This window comes from Pseudomonas sp. 2, assembly GCF_056627435.1.
The window spans coordinates 73,167-97,312 of sequence record NZ_JBWXNG010000018.1 but is presented as its reverse complement, the minus strand read 5'-3'; the positions used below and the strand labels follow the sequence as shown (position 1 = coordinate 97,312).

The 24,146-nt window shown below is 60.5% G+C and carries 20 protein-coding genes; 4 read left to right on the top strand and 16 right to left on the bottom strand.

Annotation, left to right across the window (positions count from 1 at the left end; all coding sequences use genetic code 11):
- From nuoC to cspD, 13 genes are all read right to left on the bottom strand, one after another.
- Complete coding sequence (gene nuoC, locus AC1MEK_RS24735) at positions 1 to 1,782, bottom strand: NADH-quinone oxidoreductase subunit C/D (protein WP_480398901.1); 1,782 nt, start codon at positions 1,780 to 1,782, stop codon at positions 1 to 3.
- A gap of 73 nt (positions 1,783 to 1,855) precedes the next feature.
- The gene (locus tag AC1MEK_RS24730; protein ID WP_480398900.1) at positions 1,856 to 2,530 is read right to left on the bottom strand and encodes a NuoB/complex I 20 kDa subunit family protein; all 675 of its coding nucleotides are present in this window, start codon (positions 2,528 to 2,530) and stop codon (positions 1,856 to 1,858) included.
- Positions 2,531 to 2,540: 10 nt separating this feature from the next.
- Positions 2,541 to 2,954: an NADH-quinone oxidoreductase subunit A gene (locus tag AC1MEK_RS24725; RefSeq protein WP_062380742.1), complete on the bottom strand. Its 414-nt coding sequence runs from the start codon at positions 2,952 to 2,954 to the stop codon at positions 2,541 to 2,543.
- 487 nt (positions 2,955 to 3,441) lie between these two features.
- Positions 3,442 to 4,767 (bottom strand): isocitrate lyase, encoded by a 1,326-nt coding sequence (gene aceA, locus AC1MEK_RS24720; RefSeq protein WP_480398899.1) that lies wholly within the window; start codon positions 4,765 to 4,767, stop codon positions 3,442 to 3,444.
- A 565-nt stretch (positions 4,768 to 5,332) separates the two neighbouring features.
- On the bottom strand, positions 5,333 to 6,121 hold the full coding sequence (locus AC1MEK_RS24715; RefSeq protein WP_480398898.1) for a secretin N-terminal domain-containing protein: 789 nt from the start codon (positions 6,119 to 6,121) through the stop codon (positions 5,333 to 5,335).
- Positions 6,122 to 6,305: 184 nt separating this feature from the next.
- A complete protein-coding gene (locus AC1MEK_RS24710; protein WP_480398897.1) occupies positions 6,306 to 6,731 on the bottom strand; it encodes a GNAT family N-acetyltransferase in 426 nt (141 codons plus the stop codon).
- Positions 6,724 to 7,890, bottom strand: a complete 1,167-nt coding sequence (locus AC1MEK_RS24705) for a ribosomal protein uL16 3-hydroxylase (protein ID WP_480398896.1) — start codon at positions 7,888 to 7,890, stop codon at positions 6,724 to 6,726. Before AC1MEK_RS24705 ends, AC1MEK_RS24710 begins: the two co-directional genes overlap by 8 nt.
- Before the next feature lie 84 nt (positions 7,891 to 7,974).
- Positions 7,975 to 9,345 carry an adenylosuccinate lyase gene (gene purB / locus AC1MEK_RS24700; RefSeq protein WP_480398895.1) on the bottom strand — a complete coding sequence of 457 codons (1,371 nt, stop codon included), beginning with the start codon at positions 9,343 to 9,345 and terminating at the stop codon, positions 7,975 to 7,977.
- Between the two features lie 131 nt (positions 9,346 to 9,476).
- Complete coding sequence (gene hflD, locus AC1MEK_RS24695; RefSeq protein WP_480398894.1) at positions 9,477 to 10,097, bottom strand: high frequency lysogenization protein HflD; 621 nt, start codon at positions 10,095 to 10,097, stop codon at positions 9,477 to 9,479.
- Complete coding sequence (mnmA, locus tag AC1MEK_RS24690) at positions 10,097 to 11,227, bottom strand: tRNA 2-thiouridine(34) synthase MnmA (protein WP_480398893.1); 1,131 nt, start codon at positions 11,225 to 11,227, stop codon at positions 10,097 to 10,099. The genes hflD and mnmA overlap by 1 nt, the downstream gene beginning before the upstream one ends.
- A 70-nt stretch (positions 11,228 to 11,297) precedes the next feature.
- Positions 11,298 to 11,738, bottom strand: coding sequence for an NUDIX hydrolase (locus AC1MEK_RS24685; protein WP_480398892.1), 441 nt, complete (start codon positions 11,736 to 11,738; stop codon positions 11,298 to 11,300).
- Between the two features lie 212 nt (positions 11,739 to 11,950).
- Positions 11,951 to 14,176: an NADP-dependent isocitrate dehydrogenase gene (locus AC1MEK_RS24680; RefSeq protein WP_480398891.1), complete on the bottom strand. Its 2,226-nt coding sequence runs from the start codon at positions 14,174 to 14,176 to the stop codon at positions 11,951 to 11,953.
- Between the two features lie 569 nt (positions 14,177 to 14,745).
- Positions 14,746 to 15,012, bottom strand: coding sequence for a cold shock domain-containing protein CspD (gene cspD, locus AC1MEK_RS24675; protein ID WP_480398890.1), 267 nt, complete (start codon positions 15,010 to 15,012; stop codon positions 14,746 to 14,748).
- A 222-nt stretch (positions 15,013 to 15,234) separates the two neighbouring features.
- Between cspD and clpS the strand changes: the two genes are divergently transcribed.
- Positions 15,235 to 15,597 carry an ATP-dependent Clp protease adapter ClpS gene (gene clpS / locus AC1MEK_RS24670; RefSeq protein WP_480398889.1) on the top strand — a complete coding sequence of 121 codons (363 nt, stop codon included), beginning with the start codon at positions 15,235 to 15,237 and terminating at the stop codon, positions 15,595 to 15,597.
- Positions 15,598 to 15,626: 29 nt separating this feature from the next.
- Positions 15,627 to 17,897: an ATP-dependent Clp protease ATP-binding subunit ClpA gene (clpA, locus tag AC1MEK_RS24665; RefSeq protein WP_480398888.1), complete on the top strand. Its 2,271-nt coding sequence runs from the start codon at positions 15,627 to 15,629 to the stop codon at positions 17,895 to 17,897.
- Positions 17,898 to 18,765: 868 nt separating this feature from the next.
- On the opposite strand, the gene infA is transcribed toward clpA, so the two are convergent.
- The 3 genes from infA to aat form a co-directional block, all read right to left on the bottom strand.
- Entirely contained in the window at positions 18,766 to 18,984 is a 219-nt protein-coding gene (infA, locus tag AC1MEK_RS24660; protein WP_002553999.1) for a translation initiation factor IF-1, read from the bottom strand.
- Positions 18,985 to 19,085: 101 nt separating this feature from the next.
- Positions 19,086 to 19,793, bottom strand: a complete 708-nt coding sequence (locus tag AC1MEK_RS24655) for an arginyltransferase (RefSeq protein ID WP_480398887.1) — start codon at positions 19,791 to 19,793, stop codon at positions 19,086 to 19,088.
- Between the two features lie 47 nt (positions 19,794 to 19,840).
- Entirely contained in the window at positions 19,841 to 20,548 is a 708-nt protein-coding gene (aat, locus tag AC1MEK_RS24650) for a leucyl/phenylalanyl-tRNA--protein transferase (RefSeq protein WP_480398886.1), read from the bottom strand.
- A 469-nt stretch (positions 20,549 to 21,017) separates the two neighbouring features.
- On the opposite strand from aat, the gene AC1MEK_RS24645 reads away from it, so the two are divergent.
- Entirely contained in the window at positions 21,018 to 23,426 is a 2,409-nt protein-coding gene (locus tag AC1MEK_RS24645) for a DNA translocase FtsK (protein ID WP_480398885.1), read from the top strand.
- Positions 23,427 to 23,504: 78 nt separating this feature from the next.
- The gene (gene lolA, locus AC1MEK_RS24640) at positions 23,505 to 24,128 is read left to right on the top strand and encodes an outer membrane lipoprotein periplasmic chaperone LolA (protein ID WP_480398884.1); all 624 of its coding nucleotides are present in this window, start codon (positions 23,505 to 23,507) and stop codon (positions 24,126 to 24,128) included.
- The last annotated feature ends 18 nt before the right edge of the window (positions 24,129 to 24,146 follow it).

Below are 24,146 nucleotides of genomic sequence, written 5' to 3'. Positions count from 1 at the left end.
TTAACGGTCCACGTCGGCCATAACGAAGTCGATACTACCCAGGTACGCGATCAAGTCCGCGACCATGCTGCCTTTGATCACCGATGGGATCTGCTGCAGGTGCGGGTAGCTTGGGGTGCGAATCCGGGTACGGTAGCTCATGGTGCCGCCGTCGCTCGTCAGGTAATAACTGTTGATGCCCTTGGTCGCTTCGATCATCTGGAAGGATTCGTTGGCCGGCATGACCGGGCCCCACGAAACTTGCAGGAAGTGCGTGATCAAGGTTTCGATGTGCTGCAGGGTGCGCTCTTTCGGTGGCGGCGTGGTCAGCGGGTGATCCGCCTTGTACGGGCCTTCCGGCATGTTGCGCAGGCACTGGTCGATGATGCGGATGCTCTGGCGCATCTCTTCGACGCGGACCATGCAGCGGTCATAGGCATCGCCGTTGTGGCCCAGCGGCACTTCGAATTCGAAGTTCTCGTAGCCCGAGTACGGACGCGCCTTGCGCAGGTCGAAGTCGCAACCGGTGGAACGCAGGCCGGCACCGGTGACGCCCCATTCCAGGGCCTCTTTGGTGTTGTAGGCGGCAACGCCGATGGTACGACCTTTCAGGATGCTGTTTTTCAGCGCCGCAGTGGTGTACTCGTCCAGGCGCTTTGGCAGCCATTCGACGAAGTCCTTGACCAGCTTGTCCCAGCCGCGTGGCAGGTCGTGGGCGACGCCGCCGATGCGGTACCAGGCCGGGTGCAGGCGGAAACCGGTGATGGCTTCGATCACGGTGTAGGCGCGCTGACGGTCGGTGAAGGTGAAGAACACCGGAGTCATGGCGCCCACGTCCTGGATGTAGGTGCCCAGGAACAGCAGGTGGCTGGTGATGCGGAAGAACTCGGCCATCATGATGCGGATGACATCGACCTTCTCCGGCACCTTGATGCCGGCCAGTTTCTCGACCGAAAGCACGTACGGCAGGTTGTTCATCACACCGCCCAGATAGTCGATCCGGTCGGTGTACGGGATGAAGCTGTGCCAGGACTGACGCTCGGCCATCTTCTCGGCACCACGGTGGTGGTAGCCGATGTCCGGCACGCAGTCGACGATCTCTTCACCGTCCAGTTGCAGCACGATACGGAACGCACCGTGGGCGGACGGGTGGTTCGGACCCAGGTTGAGGAACATGTAGTCCTCGTTGGTGCCCGAACGCTTCATGCCCCAGTCTTCCGGACGGAAGCGCGCGGCTTCTTCTTCCAGTTGCTGCTTGGCCAGCGTCAGGCTGTAGGGGTCGAACTCGGTGGCGCGGGCAGGGTAGTCCTTGCGCAGCGGGTGACCTTCCCAGGTCGGCGGCATCATGATGCGCGACAGGTGCGGGTGGCCCGGGAAGTCGATCCCGAACATGTCCCACACTTCGCGCTCGTACCAGTTGGCGTTCGGCCAGATGCTGGTGACGGTCGGCACGCTGAGGTCGCCCTCGGACAAGGCGACCTTGATCATCACGTCACTATTACGCTCTACCGACAGCAGGTGGTAGAACACGGTGAAGTCGGCGTCCGGCAAGCCACGGCGCTTGGTCCGCAGACGTTCGTCCACGCCGTGCAGGTCGTACAGCATCGAGTACGGCTTGGGCACGTTGCGCAGGAAGGTCAGGATTTCGAACAGCCGGGCGCGCGCAACCCACAGCACTGGCATGCCAGTGACTGTGGATTGGGCGGTGAATGCGTCTGCGCCAAAACGGTTGTGCAGTTCAACGACGACGTCTTGGTCGTCAGCCTTGTAAGGCGGGATGTACAGAGCGGTGTCTGCAGTCATAGGTCTCGATCGCTATCGGTCAACGTACAGAATGAACCCAGGTTCAGGCTTCTTTTTGTAAAAGAAAGCGGGGTCAGACTTCGTCGGGGCTGCGCAGGTTTGTCACCGCAATACGCTGTTCGCGGCGCTGTTCCTTTTGTGACGGCATCTCGGCGCGATACACGCCTTGATCGCCGACGACCCAGGACAGGGGACGACGCTCCTGACCAATGGATTCCTGCAGCAGCATCAAGCCTTGCAGGAAAGCCTCTGGACGGGGCGGGCAGCCGGGCACATAGACATCCACAGGCAGGAACTTGTCCACGCCCTGAACGACAGAGTAGATGTCATACATGCCACCGGAGTTGGCGCACGAACCCATGGAGATGACCCATTTAGGCTCGAGCATTTGCTCGTAGAGGCGCTGGATGATCGGTGCCATTTTCACGAAGCATGTACCGGCAATGACCATGAAGTCCGCCTGACGCGGTGATGCCCGGATGACTTCGGCGCCGAAGCGTGCGATGTCGTGGGGCGCCGTGAAGGCGGTGGTCATTTCCACGTAGCAGCAGGACAGACCGAAGTTATACGGCCAAAGGGAGTTCTTGCGACCCCAGTTGACGGCATTACTCAGTACGTCCGAGAGCTTGCCCATGAAGATGTTTTTGTGGACTTGATCCTCTAACGGATCGGCGACGGTCTCCCGCTCGCCGATGGGGTACTGCTCGTTAGGAGCATCAGGGTCGATCCTGGTGAGATTGTATTGCATTGCCAAAGCCTCATTGTTTTAGCTTCGCCTGCCGGTTACGACGTCCAACGGGAGCCCAATCGAGCGCCCCTACACGCCATAGGTAGACAAGACCTGCCAACAGAATTGCTATGAAAACGAGAGCTTCGGCGAAGCCGGTCCAGCCGCTTTCGCGGACGGACACAGACCAAGCGTACAGAAAGAGGGCTTCAATATCGAAAATCACGAACAGCATCGCGACCAGATAGAATTTTGCGGAGAGCCGCAGGCGAGCGCCGCCTGTAGGCAGCATGCCGGATTCGAACGGTTCGTTCTTGCTGCGGCCCCAGGCTTTGGAACCGAGCAGGCTGGACAGGCCGAGCATGAAGGCGCACAGGCCAATGACGCCCAAAAGGAAAATGGCGAAGCCCCAGTTGTGGGCAATCAGACCTGTCGATTCGGGCATGCTGGCAGTCCTTAACAGAGATCAAGGGTCTCTGAGCTTGAAAAGAAAGAGAAGCAGAAGCAGTGACGAAATGTCGCAGTGCAATCAATTTCTGGGATTTTATGTGCAAAAGAAGGGCAAGTAAATTTTCTACATCAAATTTATTCAGGGGATTAATGAGCCAGATCACGGTTTTGGTGCGCGGGCCCGCGTAACACGGGGATTACCGCCGGTTTGGTTAATTATGTTTCCTTCTGCGGGTAACGAAAGTTTGCGAGTGAAATGATAATTAATATCATTTGAAACTTCGTTTTCGGCATGTCGCGCCTGAGTGACAAGTTTGGCTAATTCCGACTGCAAAAGAAGGATTTATTGCCAGGCGACACTTATTAACTTTGAGGCGACGATGAGGCGAGTCTATCGGTAATACTTGACTCGTTTTGTAGGGTATTTGTCCTGCGCTAAAACAAAAGCCGCCCGTAGGCGGCTTCTGCGTGGTGCGTGTCACTCAGTGGAACTGTTCTTCTTCGGTCGAGCCGGTCAGGGCGGTCACCGAGGACTGGCCACCCTGGATCACGGTGGTCATGTCGTCGAAGTAGCCGGTGCCCACTTCCTGCTGGTGCGCCACGAAGGTATAGCCCTTGGCAGCGTCGGCGAACTCCTGCTCCTGCAGCTTCACGTAGGCGGTCATGTCATTGCGAGCGTAGTCGTGCGCCAGGTTGAACATGCTGTGCCACATGTTGTGGATGCCCGCCAGGGTGATGAACTGGTGCTTGTAGCCCATTGCCGACAGCTCGCGCTGGAATTTGGCGATGGTCGCGTCGTCCAGGTTTTTCTTCCAGTTGAAGGAAGGCGAGCAGTTGTACGACAGCAGTTGGTCCGGGTACTCCTTCTTGATCGCTTCGGCGAAGCGACGGGCTTCGTCCAGGTCCGGCTTGGCGGTTTCGCACCAGATCAGGTCGGCGTACGGCGCGTAGGCCAGGCCCCGAGCGATGGCCTGATCCAGGCCGGCGCGCACCTTGTAGAAACCTTCCGGGGTGCGGGTGCCGGTCACGAACGGCGTGTCGTACGGGTCGCAGTCGGAGGTCAGCAGGTCCGCGGCGTTGGCGTCGGTACGGGCCAGAATGATGGTCGGCACGCCGGCCACGTCAGCCGCCAGGCGCGCAGCGACCAGCTTCTGTACCGCTTCCTGGGTCGGTACCAGCACCTTGCCACCCATGTGGCCGCATTTCTTCACTGATGCAAGCTGGTCTTCGAAGTGCACGCCGGCAGCGCCTGCCTCGATCATGCTCTTCATCAGCTCGTAGGCGTTCAGTACGCCACCGAAACCGGCTTCAGCGTCTGCGACGATCGGCGCGAAGTAGTCGATGTAGCCTTCGTCACCCGGGTTCTTGCCGGCTTTCCACTGGATCTGGTCAGCGCGACGGAACGAGTTGTTGATGCGCTTGACCACGGTCGGCACCGAGTCAACCGGGTACAGCGACTGGTCGGGGTACATCGACTCGGCCGAGTTGTTGTCGGCGGCCACTTGCCAGCCGGACAGGTAGATCGCCTGGATGCCGGCCTTGACCTGTTGCACAGCCTGGCCGCCGGTCAGGGCGCCCATGCAGTTGACGAAATCCTTGTCGGGACGGAAGGACGGTTTGGCGCCCTGGGTCACGAGATTCCACAGTTTGTCAGCGCCCATTTTCGCCAGCGTATGTTCAGGCTGGATCGAGCCACGCAGGCGGACGACGTCAGCAGCGGAGTAGGTGCGGGTCACGCCTTTCCAGCGTGGATTCTCGGCCCAGTCTTTCTCGATGGCTGCAATTTGTTGTTCGCGTGTCAGTGCCATGGGGTAAACCTCGTCGCTTGGTCTTGTGAGTCTGTGAGGTGAAGCTCCGTGCTCCGCCAGTGCCTGTCTTTCTTGAGGGCGCACTTAGGGCTGCTCACTGAAATGGAAAGCATGCGTTTCATCAGCCTGGTTATTTTCGCTGTCACGGTAGTGAAGCGATGACGCTGCCTTTTGGGCGAAAATGACGCGAATGTGCTCAATCTTGTTGGGTTCGAGCACGATTCAGAGGCTTTCTCCATCAGCCTCCAATCAGTGGGAGCGAGGCCATCATGCCTCGGCCTTTTTCAGCCGTCAAACACTTTGTAGTGATATTTTTGCGTCACTACATCTTTTGTCTAATACGACTCGTCAGTCAGTTTAAGGCTGCATGGTGCTGGAGACGGAGAGTCAGGCCTGGCACCGGTTGGTCACGGGTTGGGGAGGGATGTAGTGGGGTTTTGCGGCACTACACAAATGGTGATTTGGCGGGCTGAAACAGATCCGTAGCAGCACGGCTTGCCGGCGGGAGCGATCCTGAGGGCGACCCGCCGGCAAGCCGTGCTGCTACGGTGTTGAGGTGGGGAGGTCAGTCGAGGCTGTCGACCTTGACGCGCAGGGTCATGTCGTCGCGGCCCTGGGTGGAATAACGGCGGACGACGCCGTGCTCATCGGCGCGGGACTGGTCGCTGACGCCCGCCAGGGTGATCCACTCGCCCAGGCGGCCGCTGACTTGCGTGTCGGTGCTCTGCACCTTGATCGCATCAGCCTGCTGCTGGCTCATGCGGTCGTTGTTGGTGCTGATGTTCAAATGCACGATGTCGCCGGTCACGCTGGCGGTCACGTAGAAACCGCGAGTGACGTTGCGGTACTGGGTGTTGGTCTGCGCGTAACCGTAGGAGTCGGTCTGCACGTTGGTGATCGGAATGCTCTGGCCGACCTGGATCAGCGCCGGCGTGCCTTCGTTGGCTTGTACCTGCTGCATGCCGCCGTCACGGCTGGCGGTGCCATAGTTGATGATCCGGGTCTGGCCGTCGGCGCTGACGCGGCCATTCTGCGAGCGCACCGTGCCGTTGACCGAGTAACCCGAATCGCTCTGCACACTGTTGTCGCTGGTGTCGACGCTGATCAGCAGGCGCTTGGCGGCCACGTCCAGTTGCGAGAGCAGGTCCTTGATTTCGCTGATCTTGCCGGGCTCAGCGTTGACGATCAGCTTGTTGCCATAGGCCTGGACCGTGCCTTCGTTGCCCAGCACGCCTTTGACGGTGGGCATCAGGTCATCGCTGGTCCGGTAATTCAGGGGGATGACTTCGGTGGCGGCAACGGCTGAAAAGCTGCAGGCCAACAGCACAGAAGCGAGCAGTGTACGTAACGACATCGTGGTGATCTCCGCGAAGGGGGCGCGTCTAAGTGTCAGGGTTGCATAAGGTTACAGCTTGCCAGTTTGTCGGCGCGGGCTCAGCCAAATTGAATCGCAGACAGCAGAACGCCCCGGCGTCCTCGCTTCAGCATAGTCGCTGAGGGGAGGGCGCCGGGGCGTTCACGTGTAACGCTGGCAATGCTTAGCGCGAGTTGCGCACCATGTCCACGTGCGGCAGGCCGGCTTCGAGGAACTCCTCGCTGATCACGGTAAAGCCGAAGCGCTCGTAGAACGGCGTGGCGTACACCTGGGCGCTGAGCTTCTGTTCCTTGAGGTCGCGATTCTCGGCCTCGTCGATCACCGTCTTGAGCAGCGCGTCGCCGACTTTCAGGCCGCGCCAGTCCTTGAGCACCGACAGCCTGCCGATTTCACCGTCCGGCAGCAGTCGGGCGGTGCCGATCGGGTAATCGCCTTCCAGTGCCAGAAAATGCAGCGCGCCTGCGTCTTCTGCGTCCCACTCAAGCTCCGGCGGAACCGATTGCTCGGCAACGAACACGGCTTCGCGGATGCGCCGGATGTCGGCGTTATCTTTCTGCCAGTCGGCTACCCGCACGCGGATCTTATTCATCAGCAAACCCCAGACTTCCCTGTTTGACCAGCTCGCAGAGCAGGTGACGGCTGTCTTCATCGGCCAGCCACTTGCCCAGATTGTCCATGTGCAGCGCGTCTGCAGCGCAGACCAGTTTCAGCAGCTCGCGCATGTTGCCCGGCAGCAGGCGGCTCTGGCCGCTGGCAAACAGCAACAGGTCGTCGTCGACTTCCGACCAGGCCAGGCGCGCGCTGGGGTTGCGGATCAGGATCGCGCCCTGTTCCAGCGCGTCCAGCAGTTCGGCGTCGTCAAGCTCGCTGCCAGCGACCATTTCCGGGTAGCGCGGCTCGGTCATGAACTGGCCGAACCAGGTCAGCAGCAGGCGCTCGTCGCTCATGTGCTCGGCCAACAGGGCCTTGAGGCGGTCCAGAGCGTCGTGCTGGATCTGGTGCGGATCGCTCGGAGGCGTAGCGTCGGCGTCGGTGTAGCGCTCTTCGTCGGAGATGAACTGGCTGAGGAAGTCGGTGAAGTGGGTCAGTACTTCCGAGGCGCTCGGTGCGCGGAAGCCCACCGAGTAGGTCAGGCAGTCGTCCACGGCAACGCCCCAGTGGGCCAGGCGCGGCGGCAGGTAGAGCATGTCGCCCGGTTCCAGGGTCCACTCGTCGGTACCCTGGAAGTCAGCGAGGATGCGCAGGTCGGCGTGCTCGATCAGCGGGCTGTCGCTGTCGCACATCTGGCCGATTTTCCAGTGACGCTTGCCGTGGCCCTGCAGCAGGAACACGTCGTAGTTGTCGAAGTGCGGGCCGACGCTGCCACCCGGGGCTGCGTAGCTGATCATCACGTCGTCGATGCGCCAGCTTGGCAGGAAGCGGAACTGCTCCAGCAGCTCGGCCACTTCCGGCACGAACTGGTCGACGGCCTGCACCAGCAGGGTCCACTCGGTTTCCGGCAGCTTGCTGAACTCGTCTTCTTCGAACGGGCCGCGGCGCATTTCCCACGGGCGCACGCCGTTTTCGAGGATCAGGCGCGACTCGACCTCTTCTTCCAGGGCCAGGCCGGCCAGCTCGTCGGGGTCGATCGGGCTTTCGAAATCCGGAATCGCCTGGCGGATCAGCAGGGGTTTCTTCTGCCAGTAGTCACGCAGGAATTCACGCGCCGTGATGCCGCCCAGGAGTTCAAATGGAATATCAGGATTCATGTGTAACCTATTGAAAAAGCGTGTTTTTCAGACCGGAATAAAAACGCCCGGCTTGGCCGGGCGTTCAGCGCAGAGGCCGGGTGATCAGATGCGCTGGGCTTGTGCTACGGCGTTACCGATGTAGTTGGCCGGAGTCAGCTTCTTGAGCTCGGCTTTGGCTTCGGCAGGCATGTCCAGGCCATCGATGAAGGTCAGCAGCGCTTCAGGGCTGATGCCTTTGCCGCGGGTCAGCTCCTTGAGCTTCTCGTACGGGTTTTCGATGTCGTAGCGGCGCATGACGGTCTGGATCGGCTCGGCCAGTACTTCCCAGCAGGCGTCCAGGTCGGCAGCGATCTTCTGCTCGTTGAGCTCCAGCTTGCCGATGCCTTTCAGGCTGGCTTCGTACGCGATGACGCTGTGAGCGAAGCCCACGCCCAGGTTGCGCAGTACGGTGGAGTCGGTCAGGTCACGCTGCCAGCGGGAGATCGGCAGTTTGCTCGCCAGGTGCTGGAACAGCGCGTTGGCGATACCCAGGTTGCCTTCGGAGTTTTCGAAGTCGATCGGGTTGACCTTGTGCGGCATGGTCGAGGAGCCGATTTCGCCAGCGACGGTCTTCTGCTTGAAGTAACCCAGGGAGATGTAGCCCCAGATGTCACGGTCGAAGTCGATCAGGATGGTGTTGAAGCGCGCGATGGCGTCGAACAGCTCGGCGATGTAGTCGTGCGGCTCGATCTGCGTGGTATACGGGTTGAACGTCAGGCCCAGTTCGTCTTCGATCAGGGCGCGGGCGTTGGCTTCCCAGTCGATGTCCGGGTAGGCCGACAGGTGCGCGTTGTAGTTGCCCACGGCGCCGTTGATCTTGCCCAGCAGCGGCACGGCGGCCACCTGAGCGATCTGGCGCTCCAGACGGTAGACGACGTTGGCCAGTTCCTTGCCCAGGGTGGTCGGGGAGGCTGGCTGGCCGTGGGTACGCGACAGCATCGGCACGGCGGCGAAACGGATCGCCAGCTCGCGGATCGATTCGGCGATCTGACGCATCAGCGGCAGCAGCACGGTGTCACGGCCTTCGCGCAGCATCAGGGCGTGGGACAGGTTGTTGATGTCCTCGCTGGTGCAGGCGAAGTGGATGAATTCGCTGACCTTGGCCAGTTCCGGCAGCTTGGCCGCCTGCTCCTTGAGCAGGTACTCGATCGCCTTGACGTCGTGGTTGGTGGTGCGCTCGATTTCCTTCACACGCTCGGCGTGCTCCAGCGCGAAGTCATCGGCCAGCGCATTGAGGATGGCGTTGGCTTCGGCGGAGAAGGCCGGGACTTCGGAGATTTGCGGGTGGGCCGCCAGACGCTGGAGCCAGCGAACTTCGACCAGGGCGCGGAAACGGATCAGGCCGTATTCGCTGAAAATGGGCCGCAGGGCCTGGGTTTTACCGGCGTAACGGCCGTCTACAGGGGAAACCGCAGTGAGCGAAGAAAGCTGCATGGAGTGCTCTCGGACAGTCGGGCAACAAAATGGGCGCGTATCATACATGAAAAAACGGCGCAGCCGAGGTCGGATGGCCGTGATGAATCGCGCGGCGAAGGTTAAACAGGCTGTTTGCCGTTACCCGGCGATCAGCCATGCATCAAGGGATACAGTTCTTTCAATAACTTGCGACGGCTGATGACCAGTTGCCAGCGGTGACCGCCCACTTGTCGCCAAAGTCGCGCGCAGCGAATTCCGGCCAGCAACAGGGCGCGGATCTTCGACGCGTTGTTCGGTTGCTGCAGGTTGCGCATGTCGCCATGCACCTGGATGCGCTGGCGCAGGGTGCTCAGGGTGTCCTGATACAGCGCGCCGCTGGCGGCGATCACGTTCTCGTGAACGATGCCGAAGTGCTCGACCTGGGATTTGATCTGCGGCAGGCGTCTGCCGATGGTTTCGAGCATGTCATCGCGCTTGGACAGCTGGCGCTCCAGACCCAACATGGCCAGGGCATAACGCAGCGGCTCGCGCTGCAGGGTGCCCGGGTCGCGCTCCAGGGCGCTGGCCAAGGCACGATAGCCCTCGCGCAGGTTCAGGTCGTCGCCGCCGAACACGTCCAGGGTGTCCTTGGGGTCGATGTTCAGCAGGCTGCCGATCAGGCAACCGACCGCCGCTTCCGCGGCCTGGCCGGTCTTGGCAATGCGGTCCACCAGCACTGCGGCCTGAAACACGCCGCCCAGGGCGGTCAGTTGCTCTTGGGTCGGGCTCATCAACGAGCGTCCTTGCTGTGCCAGGGTTCGGCGGTTTCGATGACGCCGCCACCCAGGCAGACTTCACCGTCGTAGAACACCACGGACTGGCCGGGCGTCACGGCGCGTTGCGGCTCGTCGAACACCGCGCGGTAGCCGCTGGCGGTGCGTTCCAGGGTGCAGCTCTGGTCGCCCTGGCGGTAGCGAACCTTGGCAGTCAGCTGGCGCGGGCTGCTCAGGTCGACCGGGTTGACCCAGTAGATTTCCGAAGCGAGCAGGGCGCGGGAGAACAGCCACGGGTGTTCGTTGCCCTGGCCGACGATCAGCTCGTTGTTGGCCAAGTCCTTCTCCAGCACGTACCACGGCTCGTCGCCGGCGTCTTTCAGGCCGCCGATGCCCAGGCCCTGACGCTGGCCGATGGTGTGGTACATCAGGCCTGCGTGACGGCCGATGCTTTCGCCTTCGGTGGTCTTGATCTCACCGGGCTGAGCGGGCAGGTACTGCTTGAGGAAGTCGGTGAAACGCCGCTCGCCAATGAAGCAGATGCCAGTGGAATCTTTCTTCTTGGCGGTTGCCAGCTGGTATTTCTCGGCAATCGCGCGCACTTCGGGCTTCTCCAGCTCGCCGACCGGGAACAGTGTCTTGGCGATCTGCTCGCCGGCAACGGCGTGCAGGAAGTAGCTCTGGTCCTTGTTCGGGTCCAGGCCCTTGAGCAGCTCGGTGCGGCCGTCGATGTCGCGGCGGCGCACGTAGTGGCCGGTGGCGATCAGGTCTGCGCCCAGCATGAAGGCGTAGTCCAGGAAGGCCTTGAACTTGATTTCGCGGTTGCACAGGATGTCCGGGTTTGGCGTGCGCCCGGCCTTGTATTCCTCGAGGAAGTGCTCGAAGACGTTATCCCAGTACTCGGCGGCAAAGTTCACGGTGTGCAGCTTGATACCGATCCGGTCGCACACGGCCTGGGCGTCCGCGAGGTCGTCCATGGCGGTGCAGTATTCCGTTCCGTCGTCTTCTTCCCAGTTCTTCATGAACAGGCCTTCCACCTGATACCCCTGCTCCATGAGCAGGAGGGCGGAGACCGAAGAATCCACGCCGCCGGACATGCCGACGATCACGCGTTTCTTTTCTGGATTGGAAAAGGCTGAATCAGACATAGGGTTTCGATGGGTAGTCTGGAAAAGGACGCGATTCTATCAGGGAGTCGCCGCCAAGGCTAAAAGCTATTCAGTTGCGTACCACGTCTAGGCTGTACAGCGGGCCTTTGAGGTAATCGTCCAGGCACTCCAGCACCAGGTGGCTGCGCCAGCGCTCCGGCTGGTTGGCCAGTTCGTCCCGGGTCAGCCATGGAGCGCCGACAATCCCGGTGTCCAGCGTCCGCTCGGGGTGATGTTTGAGGGCCTTGGCCGAGAAGCACACGCGCTGATAGGTCACGCCGTTGCTGGGTGCAGTGTAGAGGTAGATGCCGACCACGCCGGTCAACTCGACGTCCCAGCCGGTTTCTTCCAGGGTTTCGCGGATGGCGGCTTCGCGCAGGGTTTCGTCGGGGTCCAGGTGGCCGGCGGGCTGGTTGAGCACCAGTTTGCCGAGTTTCTGTTCTTCGACGAACAGGAAGCGGCCGTTGTCTTCGACGATGGTGGCGACGGTGATGTGGGGGTGCCAGGTCATGAATATTCCGCTCGTGCGGCAGGTGTAAACCACTGTGGGAGCGAGCTTGCTCGCGAAAGCGGTTCACCTGTCGGCAGTGACGTTGAAGCTTGAGACCCTTTCGCGAGCAAGCTCGCTCCCACAGGTCATGTGTCCAAATCGCAGTGGTGCGCAGAAAACACAAACCCCGGCGTAAGAGCCGGGGTTTGTGCTTGAGCGACGTTGCTTGAGCCTTACTTCAGCGAATCGATCGCGTCGTTCAGGGTCTGGCTCGGACGCATGGCTTTGCTGGCCAGTTCAGGCGTGGCGAAGTAGTAGCCGCCGATGTCCAGAGGTTTGCCCTGTACGCCGTTCAGCTCGGCGACGATGGCCGCCTCGTTGTCGGTCAGGGTCTTGGCCAGTGGTGCGAACTTGGCGGCCAGGGCTGCGTCTTCAGTCTGCGCCGCCAGAGCCTGAGCCCAGTAGGTGGCCAGGTAGAAGTGGCTGCCGCGGTTGTCGATACCGCCCACCTTGCGCGATGGCGACTTGTTGTTGTCCAGGAACTGGCCGGTGGCCTTGTCCAGGGCAGTGGCAAGTACCAGAGCTTTCGGGTTGTGGTAGACGTTGCCCAGGTGCTCCAGGGAAGCGGCCAGTGCCAGGAATTCGCCCAGCGAGTCCCAGCGCAGGAAGTTCTCTTCGTTGAGCTGTTGCACGTGCTTCGGAGCCGAACCGCCTGCGCCGGTTTCGAACAGACCGCCGCCATTCATCAGCGGAACGATCGACAGCATCTTGGCGCTGGTGCCCAGTTCCATGATCGGGAACAGGTCGGTCAGGTAGTCACGCAGTACGTTGCCAGTGACCGAGATGGTGTCCTTGCCGGCGCGGATGCGCTCCAGGGAAACCTTCATCGCTTCGACAGGCGACTTGATGGTGATGTCCAGGCCGGTGGTGTCGTGATCCTTCAGGTACTTCTCGACCTTCTTGATCATCACCGCGTCGTGGGCGCGTTTCGGGTCCAGCCAGAAGATGGCAGGGGTGTTCGACAGGCGCGAACGGTTGACGGCCAGCTTGACCCAGTCCTGGATCGGCGCGTCCTTGGTCTGGCACATGCGCCAGATGTCGCCGACTTCAACAGTCTGCTCCATCAGCACCTGGCCTTTGTCGTCGGTGACGCGAACCACGCCGTCAGCTTCGATCTGGAAGGTCTTGTTGTGCGAGCCGTACTCTTCGGCTTTCTGCGCCATCAGGCCAACGTTCGGCACGCTGCCCATGGTGGTCGGATCGAAGGCGCCGTGCTGCTTGCAGTCTTCGATGACGGCCTGGTAGATGGTGGCGTAGCAACGATCCGGGATCAGTGCCTTGGCATCCTGCAGGACGCCGTCGTTGTTCCACATCTTGCCCGAGTCACGGATCATCGCTGGCATCGAGGCGTCGACGATGACGTCGCTCGGCACGTGCAGGTTGGTGATGCCCTTGTCGGAGTTGACCATCGCCAGAGGTGGGCGGGTCGCGTAGACGGCTTTGACGTCCGCTTCGATCTGCGCCTGCTGGTCGGCTGGCAGATCCTTGATGCGGGCGTACAGGTCGCCGATACCGTTGTTCAGGTTGAAGCCGATTTCCTTCAGGACTTCAGCGTGCTTGCTCAGCGCGTCCTGGTAGTACTCGGCAACGATCTCGCCGAACATGATCGGGTCGGAGACCTTCATCATGGTGGCTTTCAGGTGAACGGAGAACAGCACGCCCAGTTTCTTGGCGTCTTCGATCTCTTTGGCCACGAAAGCACGCAGGGCTTTCTTGCTCATGACCGCGCAGTCGATGACTTCACCGGCCAGCACGGAAGTCTTGTCTTTCAGAACGGTGGTCTTGCCGTCCTTGCCGATCAGCTCGATTTTCACCGCGCCTGCGGCTTCGATCAGCGCGGATTTCTCGCTGCCGTAGAAGTCGCCGTTGTCCATGTGGGCAACGTGGGATTTGGAGTCGGCGGCCCAGGCGCCCATCTTGTGCGGGTGCTTGCGCGCGTAGTTCTTGACCGAGAGCGGTGCACGGCGATCAGAGTTGCCTTCACGCAGCACCGGGTTCACGGCGCTGCCCTTGACCTTGTCGTAAGCGGCGCGAGCGGCTTCGTCCGCTGCGGTCACGACTTCGTCCGGGTAGTTCGGGACGTCGTAGCCCTTGGCTTGCAGCTCCTTGATCGCGGCCTTCAGTTGTGGAACCGAGGCGCTGATGTTCGGCAGCTTGATGATGTTGGCTTCCGGCGTGGTGGCCAGTTCGCCCAGCTCGGCCAGGTCATCGGAAACCTTCTTGGCGCCCAGTTGCTCCGGGAAGCCGGCCAGGATGCGGGCTGCCAGAGAAATGTCGCGGGTTTCGACGGTGATGTCGGCCGAGGAGGTGAATGCTTCGATGATCGGCAAGAGTGAGTAGGTGGCGAGGGCAGGAGCTTCGTCGGTGAAGGTGTAGATGATCTTCGAGCGGTTGGACATTTTTGGGAATACTCTCTTCTTTGCTGAGCGTACACAAAATTTCGAGATGCGCAGGGTAGGCACTTTCGCCCAGATATCAATGAGCCGAAAGTCGAGAATTTCGTCGCGTGATATGGGGTGCATCAGTCGAGCGTCAAGCGGTTGAACCCCGGTAAGAGTCCAGCCTGTGGAGGGCTGAAAGTCTCGTTTCAGATGGCTCGGCCCCCAATGACCCAGTGGTCACCGGCGCGAAGTATATCACCGGTCCCGGCCATTACTACGATAGTAGTGTGAACGCTGTGCGTTGATCGCCCGCCCGATTGCGCTGGCGATTGCCGGCCAGAAAATCGTCAAATAGCTGAAAGCCCCGGACTACGCGCCCTGCGGCAAGCTGTCGCAGGTTGGGAGGGGCGAGTTTTCCATGTGAGTTGCAGGGTCGATTTTCGACTAAAGGAGGAGCGTTCAGGGCGTCGGTTTTCCGGGGCGGGACAATTTAGTGTCTTTGACGGCCGCCATGTGGGCAAAAAAAACCGGTCGATCCTGGGTGGGGATGACCGGCCTTTTCAGGTCGCGCGCGTGAACGGTCCGGCTCAGGCGTGATCTTTGCTGTGTTCGTGCTGCTTGGTTACTGATTGTTCATGCGCTTTGCTGTCTTCTGGCTTGGTGATATTCACGGCGTGCAGGCCTTTGGGACCTTGAATGATCTCAAAATTAACCGGCTGCCCTGCCTTGAGCGTCTTGTACCCTTCCATCTGGATCGCCGAAAAGTGCGTGAACAGATCCTCGGACTTGCCGTCTTCAACGATGAAGCCATACCCCTTGGCGTTGTTAAACCACTTGACCTTACCGCTAGCCATAGTCACATCCCTCTGCAAAGGACTCCGATGGGAGTATCATCACCTCTCATCCGCCGGACCTAAAAAATTTTGGTTGACTGCGCGGACCCTTTTTACCCAATGTGGGTTCTATTGTTTGTAACACTGTTTAGCCGTTAGTCAAGGTCAAGCGACGGTCCTATCGATAACGTGCATGATCATGACCAATCTATTTAATTTCGCCTCCGACGATCCTTCTTTACCATGCATGCAATCAGCGAGATTCGACTAACATTCAATCAGGATGACCCGCACTCCCACGAGGATGGCGCGGAGGGCATCGCGGTACAGGAGGCCAAGCCGACGCTGCAGGTGCCACCGATGTACAAGGTGGTTTTGTTCAACGATGACTACACCCCGATGGATTTCGTTGTCGAAGTGCTGGAGGTGTTTTTCAACCTGAATCGTGAGCTGGCGACCAAGGTCATGCTGGCCGTCCATACAGAGGGACGGGCAGTGTGTGGATTGTTTACCCGCGACATCGCCGAGACCAAGGCCATGCAGGTCAACCAATACGCCAGGGAAAGCCAGCATCCGCTACTCTGTGAGATCGAGAAGGACGGTTAACGCCGGACACTTGGGTAAGAGGTGAAGCTATGTTAAACCGTGAGCTCGAAGTCACCCTCAATTTGGCTTTCAAGGAGGCTCGCTCCAAACGTCATGAATTCATGACCGTGGAGCACCTGCTGCTGGCTCTATTGGACAATGAGGCCGCCGCCACTGTTCTGCGTGCCTGCGGCGCAAACCTCGACAAACTCAAACACGACCTTCAGGAGTTCATCGACTCCACCACGCCACTGATCCCTGTCCACGACGAAGATCGCGAGACCCAGCCAACCCTGGGCTTCCAGCGTGTGCTGCAGCGTGCCGTGTTCCATGTGCAGAGTTCCGGTAAGCGTGAAGTCACTGGCGCCAACGTGCTGGTGGCGATTTTCAGTGAGCAGGAAAGCCAGGCGGTGTTTCTGCTGAAACAGCAGAGCGTGGCCCGCATCGATGTCGTCAACTATATCGCCCACGGCATCTCCAAGGTGCCAGGGCATGGCGAACACTCTGAAGGTGAGCAAGATATGCAGGATGACGAGGGCGGCGAGTCTTCTTCTTCAGGCAATCCGCTGGATGCCTATGCCAGCAACCTGAACGAACTGGCCCGTCAGGGCCGCATCGATCCTCTGGTGGGCCGTGAGCTGGAAGTCGAGCGCGTCGCTCAGATCCTCGCGCGTCGCCGCAAGAACAACCCGCTGCTGGTCGGTGAGGCCGGTGTGGGTAAAACCGCCATCGCCGAAGGCCTGGCCAAGCGCATCGTCGACAACCAGGTGCCGGACCTGCTGGCCAACAGCGTCGTCTATTCGCTGGATCTCGGTGCTCTGCTGGCCGGTACCAAGTACCGCGGCGATTTCGAGAAGCGCTTCAAGGCGTTGCTCGGCGAGCTGAAAAAACGTCCGCACGCGATCCTGTTCATCGACGAAATCCACACCATCATCGGCGCCGGTGCGGCGTCCGGCGGTGTCATGGACGCGTCCAACCTGCTCAAGCCGCTGCTGTCCTCGGGTGATATCCGTTGCATCGGTTCGACCACGTTCCAGGAATTCCGTGGCATCTTCGAGAAAGACCGCGCCCTGGCCCGTCGCTTCCAGAAAGTCGACGTGTCCGAGCCTTCGGTGGAAGACACCATCGGCATCCTGCGTGGCCTGAAAGGTCGTTTCGAGCAGCACCACAACATCGAATACAGCGACGAGGCCCTGCGTGCAGCGGCCGAGCTGGCTTCGCGCTACATCAATGACCGTCACATGCCGGACAAGGCCATCGACGTGATCGACGAGGCAGGCGCCTTCCAGCGTTTGCAGCCGGCGGATCTGCGCGTCAAGCGTATCGATGTGCCGCAAGTCGAAGACATCGTCGCCAAAATCGCGCGGATTCCGCCAAAACACGTCAACAGCTCCGACAAGGAACTGCTGCGCAACCTGGAGCGCGACCTCAAGCTCACGGTGTTCGGTCAGGATGCGGCGATCGATTCGCTGTCCACCGCCATCAAGCTGTCTCGTGCGGGGCTGAAGTCGCCTGACAAGCCTGTCGGTTCGTTCCTGTTCGCCGGCCCTACCGGTGTCGGTAAAACCGAGGCGGCGCGTCAGCTGGCCAAGGCGCTGGGCATTGAACTGGTGCGTTTCGACATGTCCGAGTACATGGAGCGCCACACCGTTTCGCGTCTGATCGGTGCGCCTCCGGGTTATGTCGGTTTCGATCAGGGCGGTCTGTTGACCGAAGCCATCACCAAGCAGCCGCACTGTGTGCTGTTGCTCGATGAGATCGAAAAGGCCCATCCGGAAGTCTTTAACCTGCTGCTGCAGGTGATGGACCATGGCACCCTGACCGACAACAACGGGCGCAAGGCGGACTTCCGCAATGTGATCATCATCATGACCACCAACGCCGGTGCCGAAACCGCAGCCCGTGCTTCGATCGGTTTCACCCATCAGGACCACTCGTCCGATGCGATGGAAGTGATCAAGAAGAGCTTCACGCCGGAATTCCGCAACCGTCTGGACACCATCATTCAGTTTGGTCGCCTCAGCCATGAGGTCATCAAGAGTGTGGTGGACAAGTTCCTCACCGAGCTTCAGGCGCAGTTGGAAGACAAGCGCGTATTGCTCGAGGTCTCGGATGCGGCGAGGAGTTACCTGGCCGAAGGGGGTTACGACGCAGCGATGGGCGCACGTCCGATGGCCCGTCTGATCCAGGACAAGATCAAGCGTCCGCTGGCCGAGGAAATTCTCTTCGGCGAGTTGTCCGAGCATGGCGGTGTGGTGCACATCGACTTCAAGGATGGCGAGATTACGTTCGAGTACGAGACTACGGCGGAAATGGCCTGACGTTTCAATGCGATACCACAGGAAGGCGCCGATTGGCGCCTTTTTGTTTTCTTGAAGGTCCTTGCTTCTGTAGCACTCTGGCTTGCCGGTGGTGTGCGGTGGATCAAGATCAAGATCAAGGTCAAGGTCAAGAGCGCTCTTCCTAACGTCAAACCTGTTTCGACTTCGTCGAGTTACTTGGAAAAGCCCCCCCAAGTAACCAAGGGGTCTTGCTCCTGGCTGGGCCCCTCCTTCGTCGGGGTACCCTCACTCCGGTCCCGCTCCGTGGGCCCGGCGCGAATGGGCCATCCATGGCCCCGCGCCTCGCGCGGCATCCTGCCGCTTGGCCCACTGCGCGAGACCTCCGTTCGGCCTGCACCCAAGTCGCGTTTTGTGTCGTCTGGCAGATCTGCGCTCGAAGATCAAAATCAAACGCGGATGAACACCGGCCCGTAGCAGCACGGCTTGCCGGCGGGAGCGATCTTGAGGGCGACCCGCGAGCAAGCTCGGCTGCTACGGGACTGAGTTCACCGCGCGCTTTTGATTTGGCTTTTGATCTTCATGCGCGCTAGCCCAGACACTACAAATCGCGACTTGGGTGCAGGCTGAATGGAGGTCTCGTGGAGTGGGCCAAGCGGCAGGATGCCGCGCGAGGCGCGGGGCCATGGATGGCCCATTCGCGCCGGGCCCACGGAGCGAGACCGGAATGAAGGAAGTCTGACGAAGTCAGACCCAAACCAGGAGCAGAAGGACTTGGTTACTTGGTCCCTTCAAGTAACTCGACGAAGTCGAAACAGATCTGACGTTAGGAAGAGCGCTTTTGACTTTGATCTTCAAGCCGGACGAGCAAAAACGCCCGGCATATGCCGGGCGTTTTCATCGTAGCCTGTTAACGAGCGCGGTAGGTGATGCGCCCTTTGCTCAGGTCGTACGGCGTCAGTTCAACGCGGACCTTGTCGCCGGTCAGAATACGGATGTAGTTCTTGCGCATCTTGCCGGAGATGTGCGCGGTAACGACGTGCCCATTTTCCAACTCCACACGGAACATGGTGTTGGGCAGGGTGTCGACGACAGTGCCTTCCATTTCGAAGCTGTCTTCTTTCGACATGCAGTAAAGCCCTCGGTATCCAATGAATGGCCCGGTGCAAACGGCAGCCGAGCAAAAGCGGGCTGCATTGTGCCCGAAAAGTGGCCTGCACGCCAAGGGATTCAGTAAAGAGTGACCCATCTTTGATTGGTCAGCAGCTCGATGGGCCGATATTGGGTCTTGTAGTTCATCTTTTTGCAGTTCTTGATCCAGTACCCCAGGTACACCGCGTGCAGTTGCAGCCGCGCGGCTTCGGCGATCTGCCAGAGGATCGCATAGCGCCCCAGACTGCGGCGTTCTTCGGATGGCTCGTAAAAGGTGTAGACCGCCGAAAGGCCGTTGGGCAGCAGGTCGGTGACCGCCACGGCCAGCAGCCGACCCTCGACGCGGAACTCGTAAAAGCGCGAAAAGGGCAGGTCGCGTACTAAAAAAGTGGAGAACTGATCACGACTGGGCGGGAACATGTCGCCATCGGCGTGGCGCTGTTCGATGTAGCGTTGATAGAGATCGAAATATTCTTCGCTGAAGTGCGGCTTGGTGCTGGTGACTTCGATGTCGGCGTTGCGTTTGAAGATGCGCTTTTGCTGACGATCAGGCGTGAAGAGGCCTACCGGAATGCGCGCGGGCACGCACGCGCTGCAATTCTGGCAGTGCGGGCGGTAAAGATGGTCGCCACTGCGACGAAACCCCATGTCCGAAAGGTCGGCGTAGACCTGCACATCCATTGGCTGGCTGGGATCGAGGAACAGCGTGGTGGCTTGCTCTTCGGGCAGGTAGCTGCAGGAGTGGGGTTGAGTGGCATAAAACTTAAGCCGCGCCAGCTCGGTCATGATCAACCCTCGAGAAAAACTTTAGTTAAGAGTGTATGCCAGTGGACTCAAACTCGCCTAGGTAACCAGTCGGCCAAGTTGCCCTGATCCAGGTGATTGCTCAGGTAGTCGGCGAAGACTTGCCGGGGAATCGAGCGGGCGCCGAAGCTGTGAAGGTGCTGAGTCGGCATCTGGCAATCGATCAGCACGAAGCCCCATGCCTTCAAGTGTTCGACCAGCGTGGCGAAGCCGACTTTGGAGGCATTGTCGGCGTGGCTGAACATCGATTCGCCGAAAAACAGCTGGCCCATGGCAAGGCCGTACAAACCGCCCACCAGCTCGCCGTTGTCCCAGACTTCCACGCTGTGCGCATGGCCGCGGGCATGCAGCTCTATATAAGCAGCCTGCATGGAGCCGGTGATCCAGGTGCCCTCGGCGTAGGCGCGGGGCCCGGCGCAGGCGCGGGGCCCGGCGCAGGCGCGGATCACGGCGGCGAAATCCTGATCAAAGGTCACCTGATAGCGTTGCTGGCGCATGAGCTTGGCCAGGCTGCGCGAGACGTGCAGCTCTTCGGGAAACAGCACGGTACGAGGGTCGGGCGACCACCAGAGAATCGGCTGGCCCTGGGAATACCAGGGGAAACAGCCGTGGCGATAGGCGCTGATCAGGCGATCGGCAGACAGGTCGCCACCGCCGGCGAGCAAGCCATTGGGTTCGCGCAGGGCCTTGGCCAGTGGCGGAAACTCGAGGGTGTCGCGTTGTAACCAGGTCAGCATGGCATCCAGACTTTGCGAGAGGGGAGGGGAGTGCTGCGCCGAGCGTGCAACTCCGCGGCGCGAACGCGGTCACAGGCGGTTGAGCGGCCTTGCGTGGCAAAGATGTCACGGCCATTTGCTGTATTGAGCCAGGCATGGCCCTTGGACACGTGTGTGCTGTGGTAAAAACCCGTCATAAGCCTTTGTCAGCAAAGAAAATGCATGCTCAAATCGTTTGTCATCAGCGAAACTTGAAGATCGGCAAGGTCCACGCCAGACTAACGTGGCGTGCGGCGTGCAAATCCGTACAATGCCCGATGTTGTTTAACCTCATTTCAAATCGCCTGTCGAGCGTGGGTTCACATTTGTTTTCGCCTCGCCCACGGCAGGGATCGGTCAGCACTATTTCGTCGAAGCAATGGCGCTTAGTCAACCTCGACGCAGGGTCAACCACGAGATGTTCGCGCGAACGCGCAGGAATTGAAGCGTTTTGAAGAAATCCACCGCAGCACCCAGCCCCGTTCCGCTCTGGCGGCAGCATTTGCACTACCGGCTCAAGGAAGGTGCGCTGATCGCATTCGGCTTCCTGTGCCTGTACCTGATCATGGCCTTGCTGACCTACGATCAGGGCGATCCGGGCTTCAGCCACACCAGCAGCTCGGCGCAGGTGCAGAACGCGGCCGGGCGCGCGGGCGCTTTCTGCGCTGACATCCTGTTCATGGTGCTGGGCTATTTCGCCTATATCTTCCCGCTGCTGCTGGGCATCAAGGCCTATCAGGTGTTCCGTCAGCGCCACGAACCGTGGCAGTGGAGCGGCTGGCTGTTCTCCTGGCGGCTGATCGGCCTGGTGTTTCTGGTGCTGGCCGGCGCTGCGCTGGCGCATATCCACTTTCATTCGGCGTCGGGCCTGCCAGGCTCGGCCGGCGGCGTGCTGGGCGAGGTCCTGGGCGATCTGGCCAAGCGCGCGCTGAACGTGCAGGGCAGCACCTTGCTGTTCATCGCCCTGTTCCTGTTTGGCCTGACGGTGTTCACCGACCTCTCGTGGTTCAAGGTGATGGACACCACCGGCAAGATCACCCTGGACCTGTTCGAGCTGTTCCAGGGCGCGATCAACCGCTGGTGGGCCGAGCGCAACGAGCGCAAGCAGATGGTTGCGCAGTTGCGCGAGGTCGACATGCGCGTCGACGAAGTCGTGGCGCCGGTGGTGCCGGACCGTCGCGAGCAGGTCAAGGCCAAGGAGCGCATCATCGAGCGCGAACAGGCCCTGGCCGAGCACATGACTGCCCGCGAGAAGCACGTTCCGGCAGTGATCGCCCCGGTTGCGACCCGTCCGCCCGAGCCGAGCAAGCGCGTGCAGAAGGAAAAACAGGTGCCGCTGTTCGTCGACAGCGCGGTGGAAGGCACACTGCCACCGATCTCGATTCTCGACCCGGCCGAAAAGAAACAGATGAACTACTCGCCAGAATCCCTGGCGGCCGTAGGGCATCTGCTGGAAATCAAGCTCAAGGAATTCGGCGTCGAAGTCTCAGTGGATTCGATCCATCCAGGCCCGGTCATTACCCGTTACGAAATTCAACCGGCTGCCGGCGTGAAGGTCAGCCGCATCGCCAACCTGGCCAAGGACCTGGCGCGTTCGCTGGCCGTGACCAGCGTGCGGGTGGTCGAGGTGATTCCCGGCAAGACCACGGTGGGTATCGAGATTCCCAACGAAGACCGGCAGATCGTGCGCTTCTCCGAAGTGCTGTCGACCCCCGAGTACGACAACTTCAAGTCGCCGGTCACCCTGGCCCTGGGCCATGACATCGGCGGTAAGCCGATCATCACCGACCTGGCCAAGATGCCCCACCTGCTGGTGGCCGGTACCACCGGTTCCGGTAAGTCGGTGGGTGTGAACGCGATGATCCTGTCGATCCTGTTCAAGTCCGGCCCCGAAGACGCCAAGCTGATCATGATCGACCCGAAAATGCTCGAGCTGTCGATCTACGAAGGCATCCCGCACCTGCTGTGCCCGGTGGTGACCGACATGAAGGACGCCGCCAACGCCCTGCGCTGGTCGGTGGCCGAGATGGAGCGTCGCTACAAGCTGATGGCCAAGATGGGCGTGCGTAACCTGTCGGGCTTCAACCACAAGATCAAGGAAGCCGAAGACGCCGGCACGCCGATTCCGGACCCGCTCTATCACCGCGAAAGCATTCACGACGAAGCGCCGCTGTTGACCAAGCTGCCGACCATCGTCGTGGTGGTCGACGAATTCGCCGACATGATGATGATCGTCGGCAAGAAGGTCGAAGAGTTGATCGCCCGTATCGCCCAGAAGGCCCGTGCGGCGGGTATTCACCTGATCCTGGCGACCCAGCGGCCTTCGGTGGACGTGATCACCGGTCTGATCAAGGCCAACATCCCGACGCGCATGGCGTTTCAGGTGTCGAGCAAGATCGACTCGCGGACCATCATCGACCAGGGCGGCGCCGAACAGCTGCTCGGCCACGGTGACATGCTCTACATGCCGCCGGGCACCAGCCTGCCGATCCGCGTCCACGGCGCGTTCGTTTCCGACGACGAGGTTCATCGCGTGGTCGAGGCCTGGAAACTGCGTGGCACCCCGCAATACAACGACGACATTCTCAATGGCGTCGAAGAAGCCGGCAGTGGCTTCGAAGGAGGCGGCGGTGGTGGCGACGGCGGCGAAGGCAGCGAGACCGACGCGCTGTACGACGAGGCGGTCAACTTCGTGCTGGAAAGCCGTCGCGCGTCGATCTCCGCGGTACAGCGCAAGCTGAAGATCGGCTACAACCGCGCCGCACGCATGATCGAGGCGATGGAAATGGCCGGCGTGGTCACGGCGATGAACACCAACGGCTCGCGTGAAGTGATTGCGCCAGCCCCCATGCGTGACTGACACTGCTGTCGTCGCAAGTGACGCAATGGCGCCCCAAAGGGCGCCATTGCGCGTTAACTGAACTCAAAGAGGACTCTCATGCGCGTTATCCGCATGTTGTTGCTATCTGCACTGGCTGTTTCCGCAATCCCCGCACACGCTGACAGCAAGGACGTGGCGCGCCTGACCCAGTTGCTGGAAAACTCCAAGACCCTGAGCGGCCGCTTCTCCCAGCTGACCCTCGACGGTGGCGGCACGCAGCTGCAGGAAACCTCCGGCGAAATGACCCTGCAGCGCCCGGGCCTGTTCTACTGGCACACCGACGCGCCGCAAGAGCAACTGATGGTGTCCGATGGCAAGAAAGTTTCGCTGTGGGACCCGGACCTGGAGCAGGTCACCATCAAGACCCTTGACCAGCGCCTGACCCAGACTCCAGCCCTGCTGCTGTCCGGTGACGTGTCGAAAATCAGCGAGAGCTTCGACATCACCGCCAAGGAAGCCGGCGGCGTGATCGATTTCGTGCTCAAGCCCAAATCCAAGGACACCTTGTTCGACAACCTGCGCCTGTCGTTTCGCAACGGCATGATCAACGACATGCAACTGATCGACAGCGTGGGCCAGCGCACCAATATCCTGTTCACCGGCGTCAAGGCCAACGAGCCTGTCGCGGCGAGCAAATTCCAGTTCCAGATCCCGAAAGGCGCGGACGTCATTCAGGAATAAGAGGCTGCACCGTCGTAT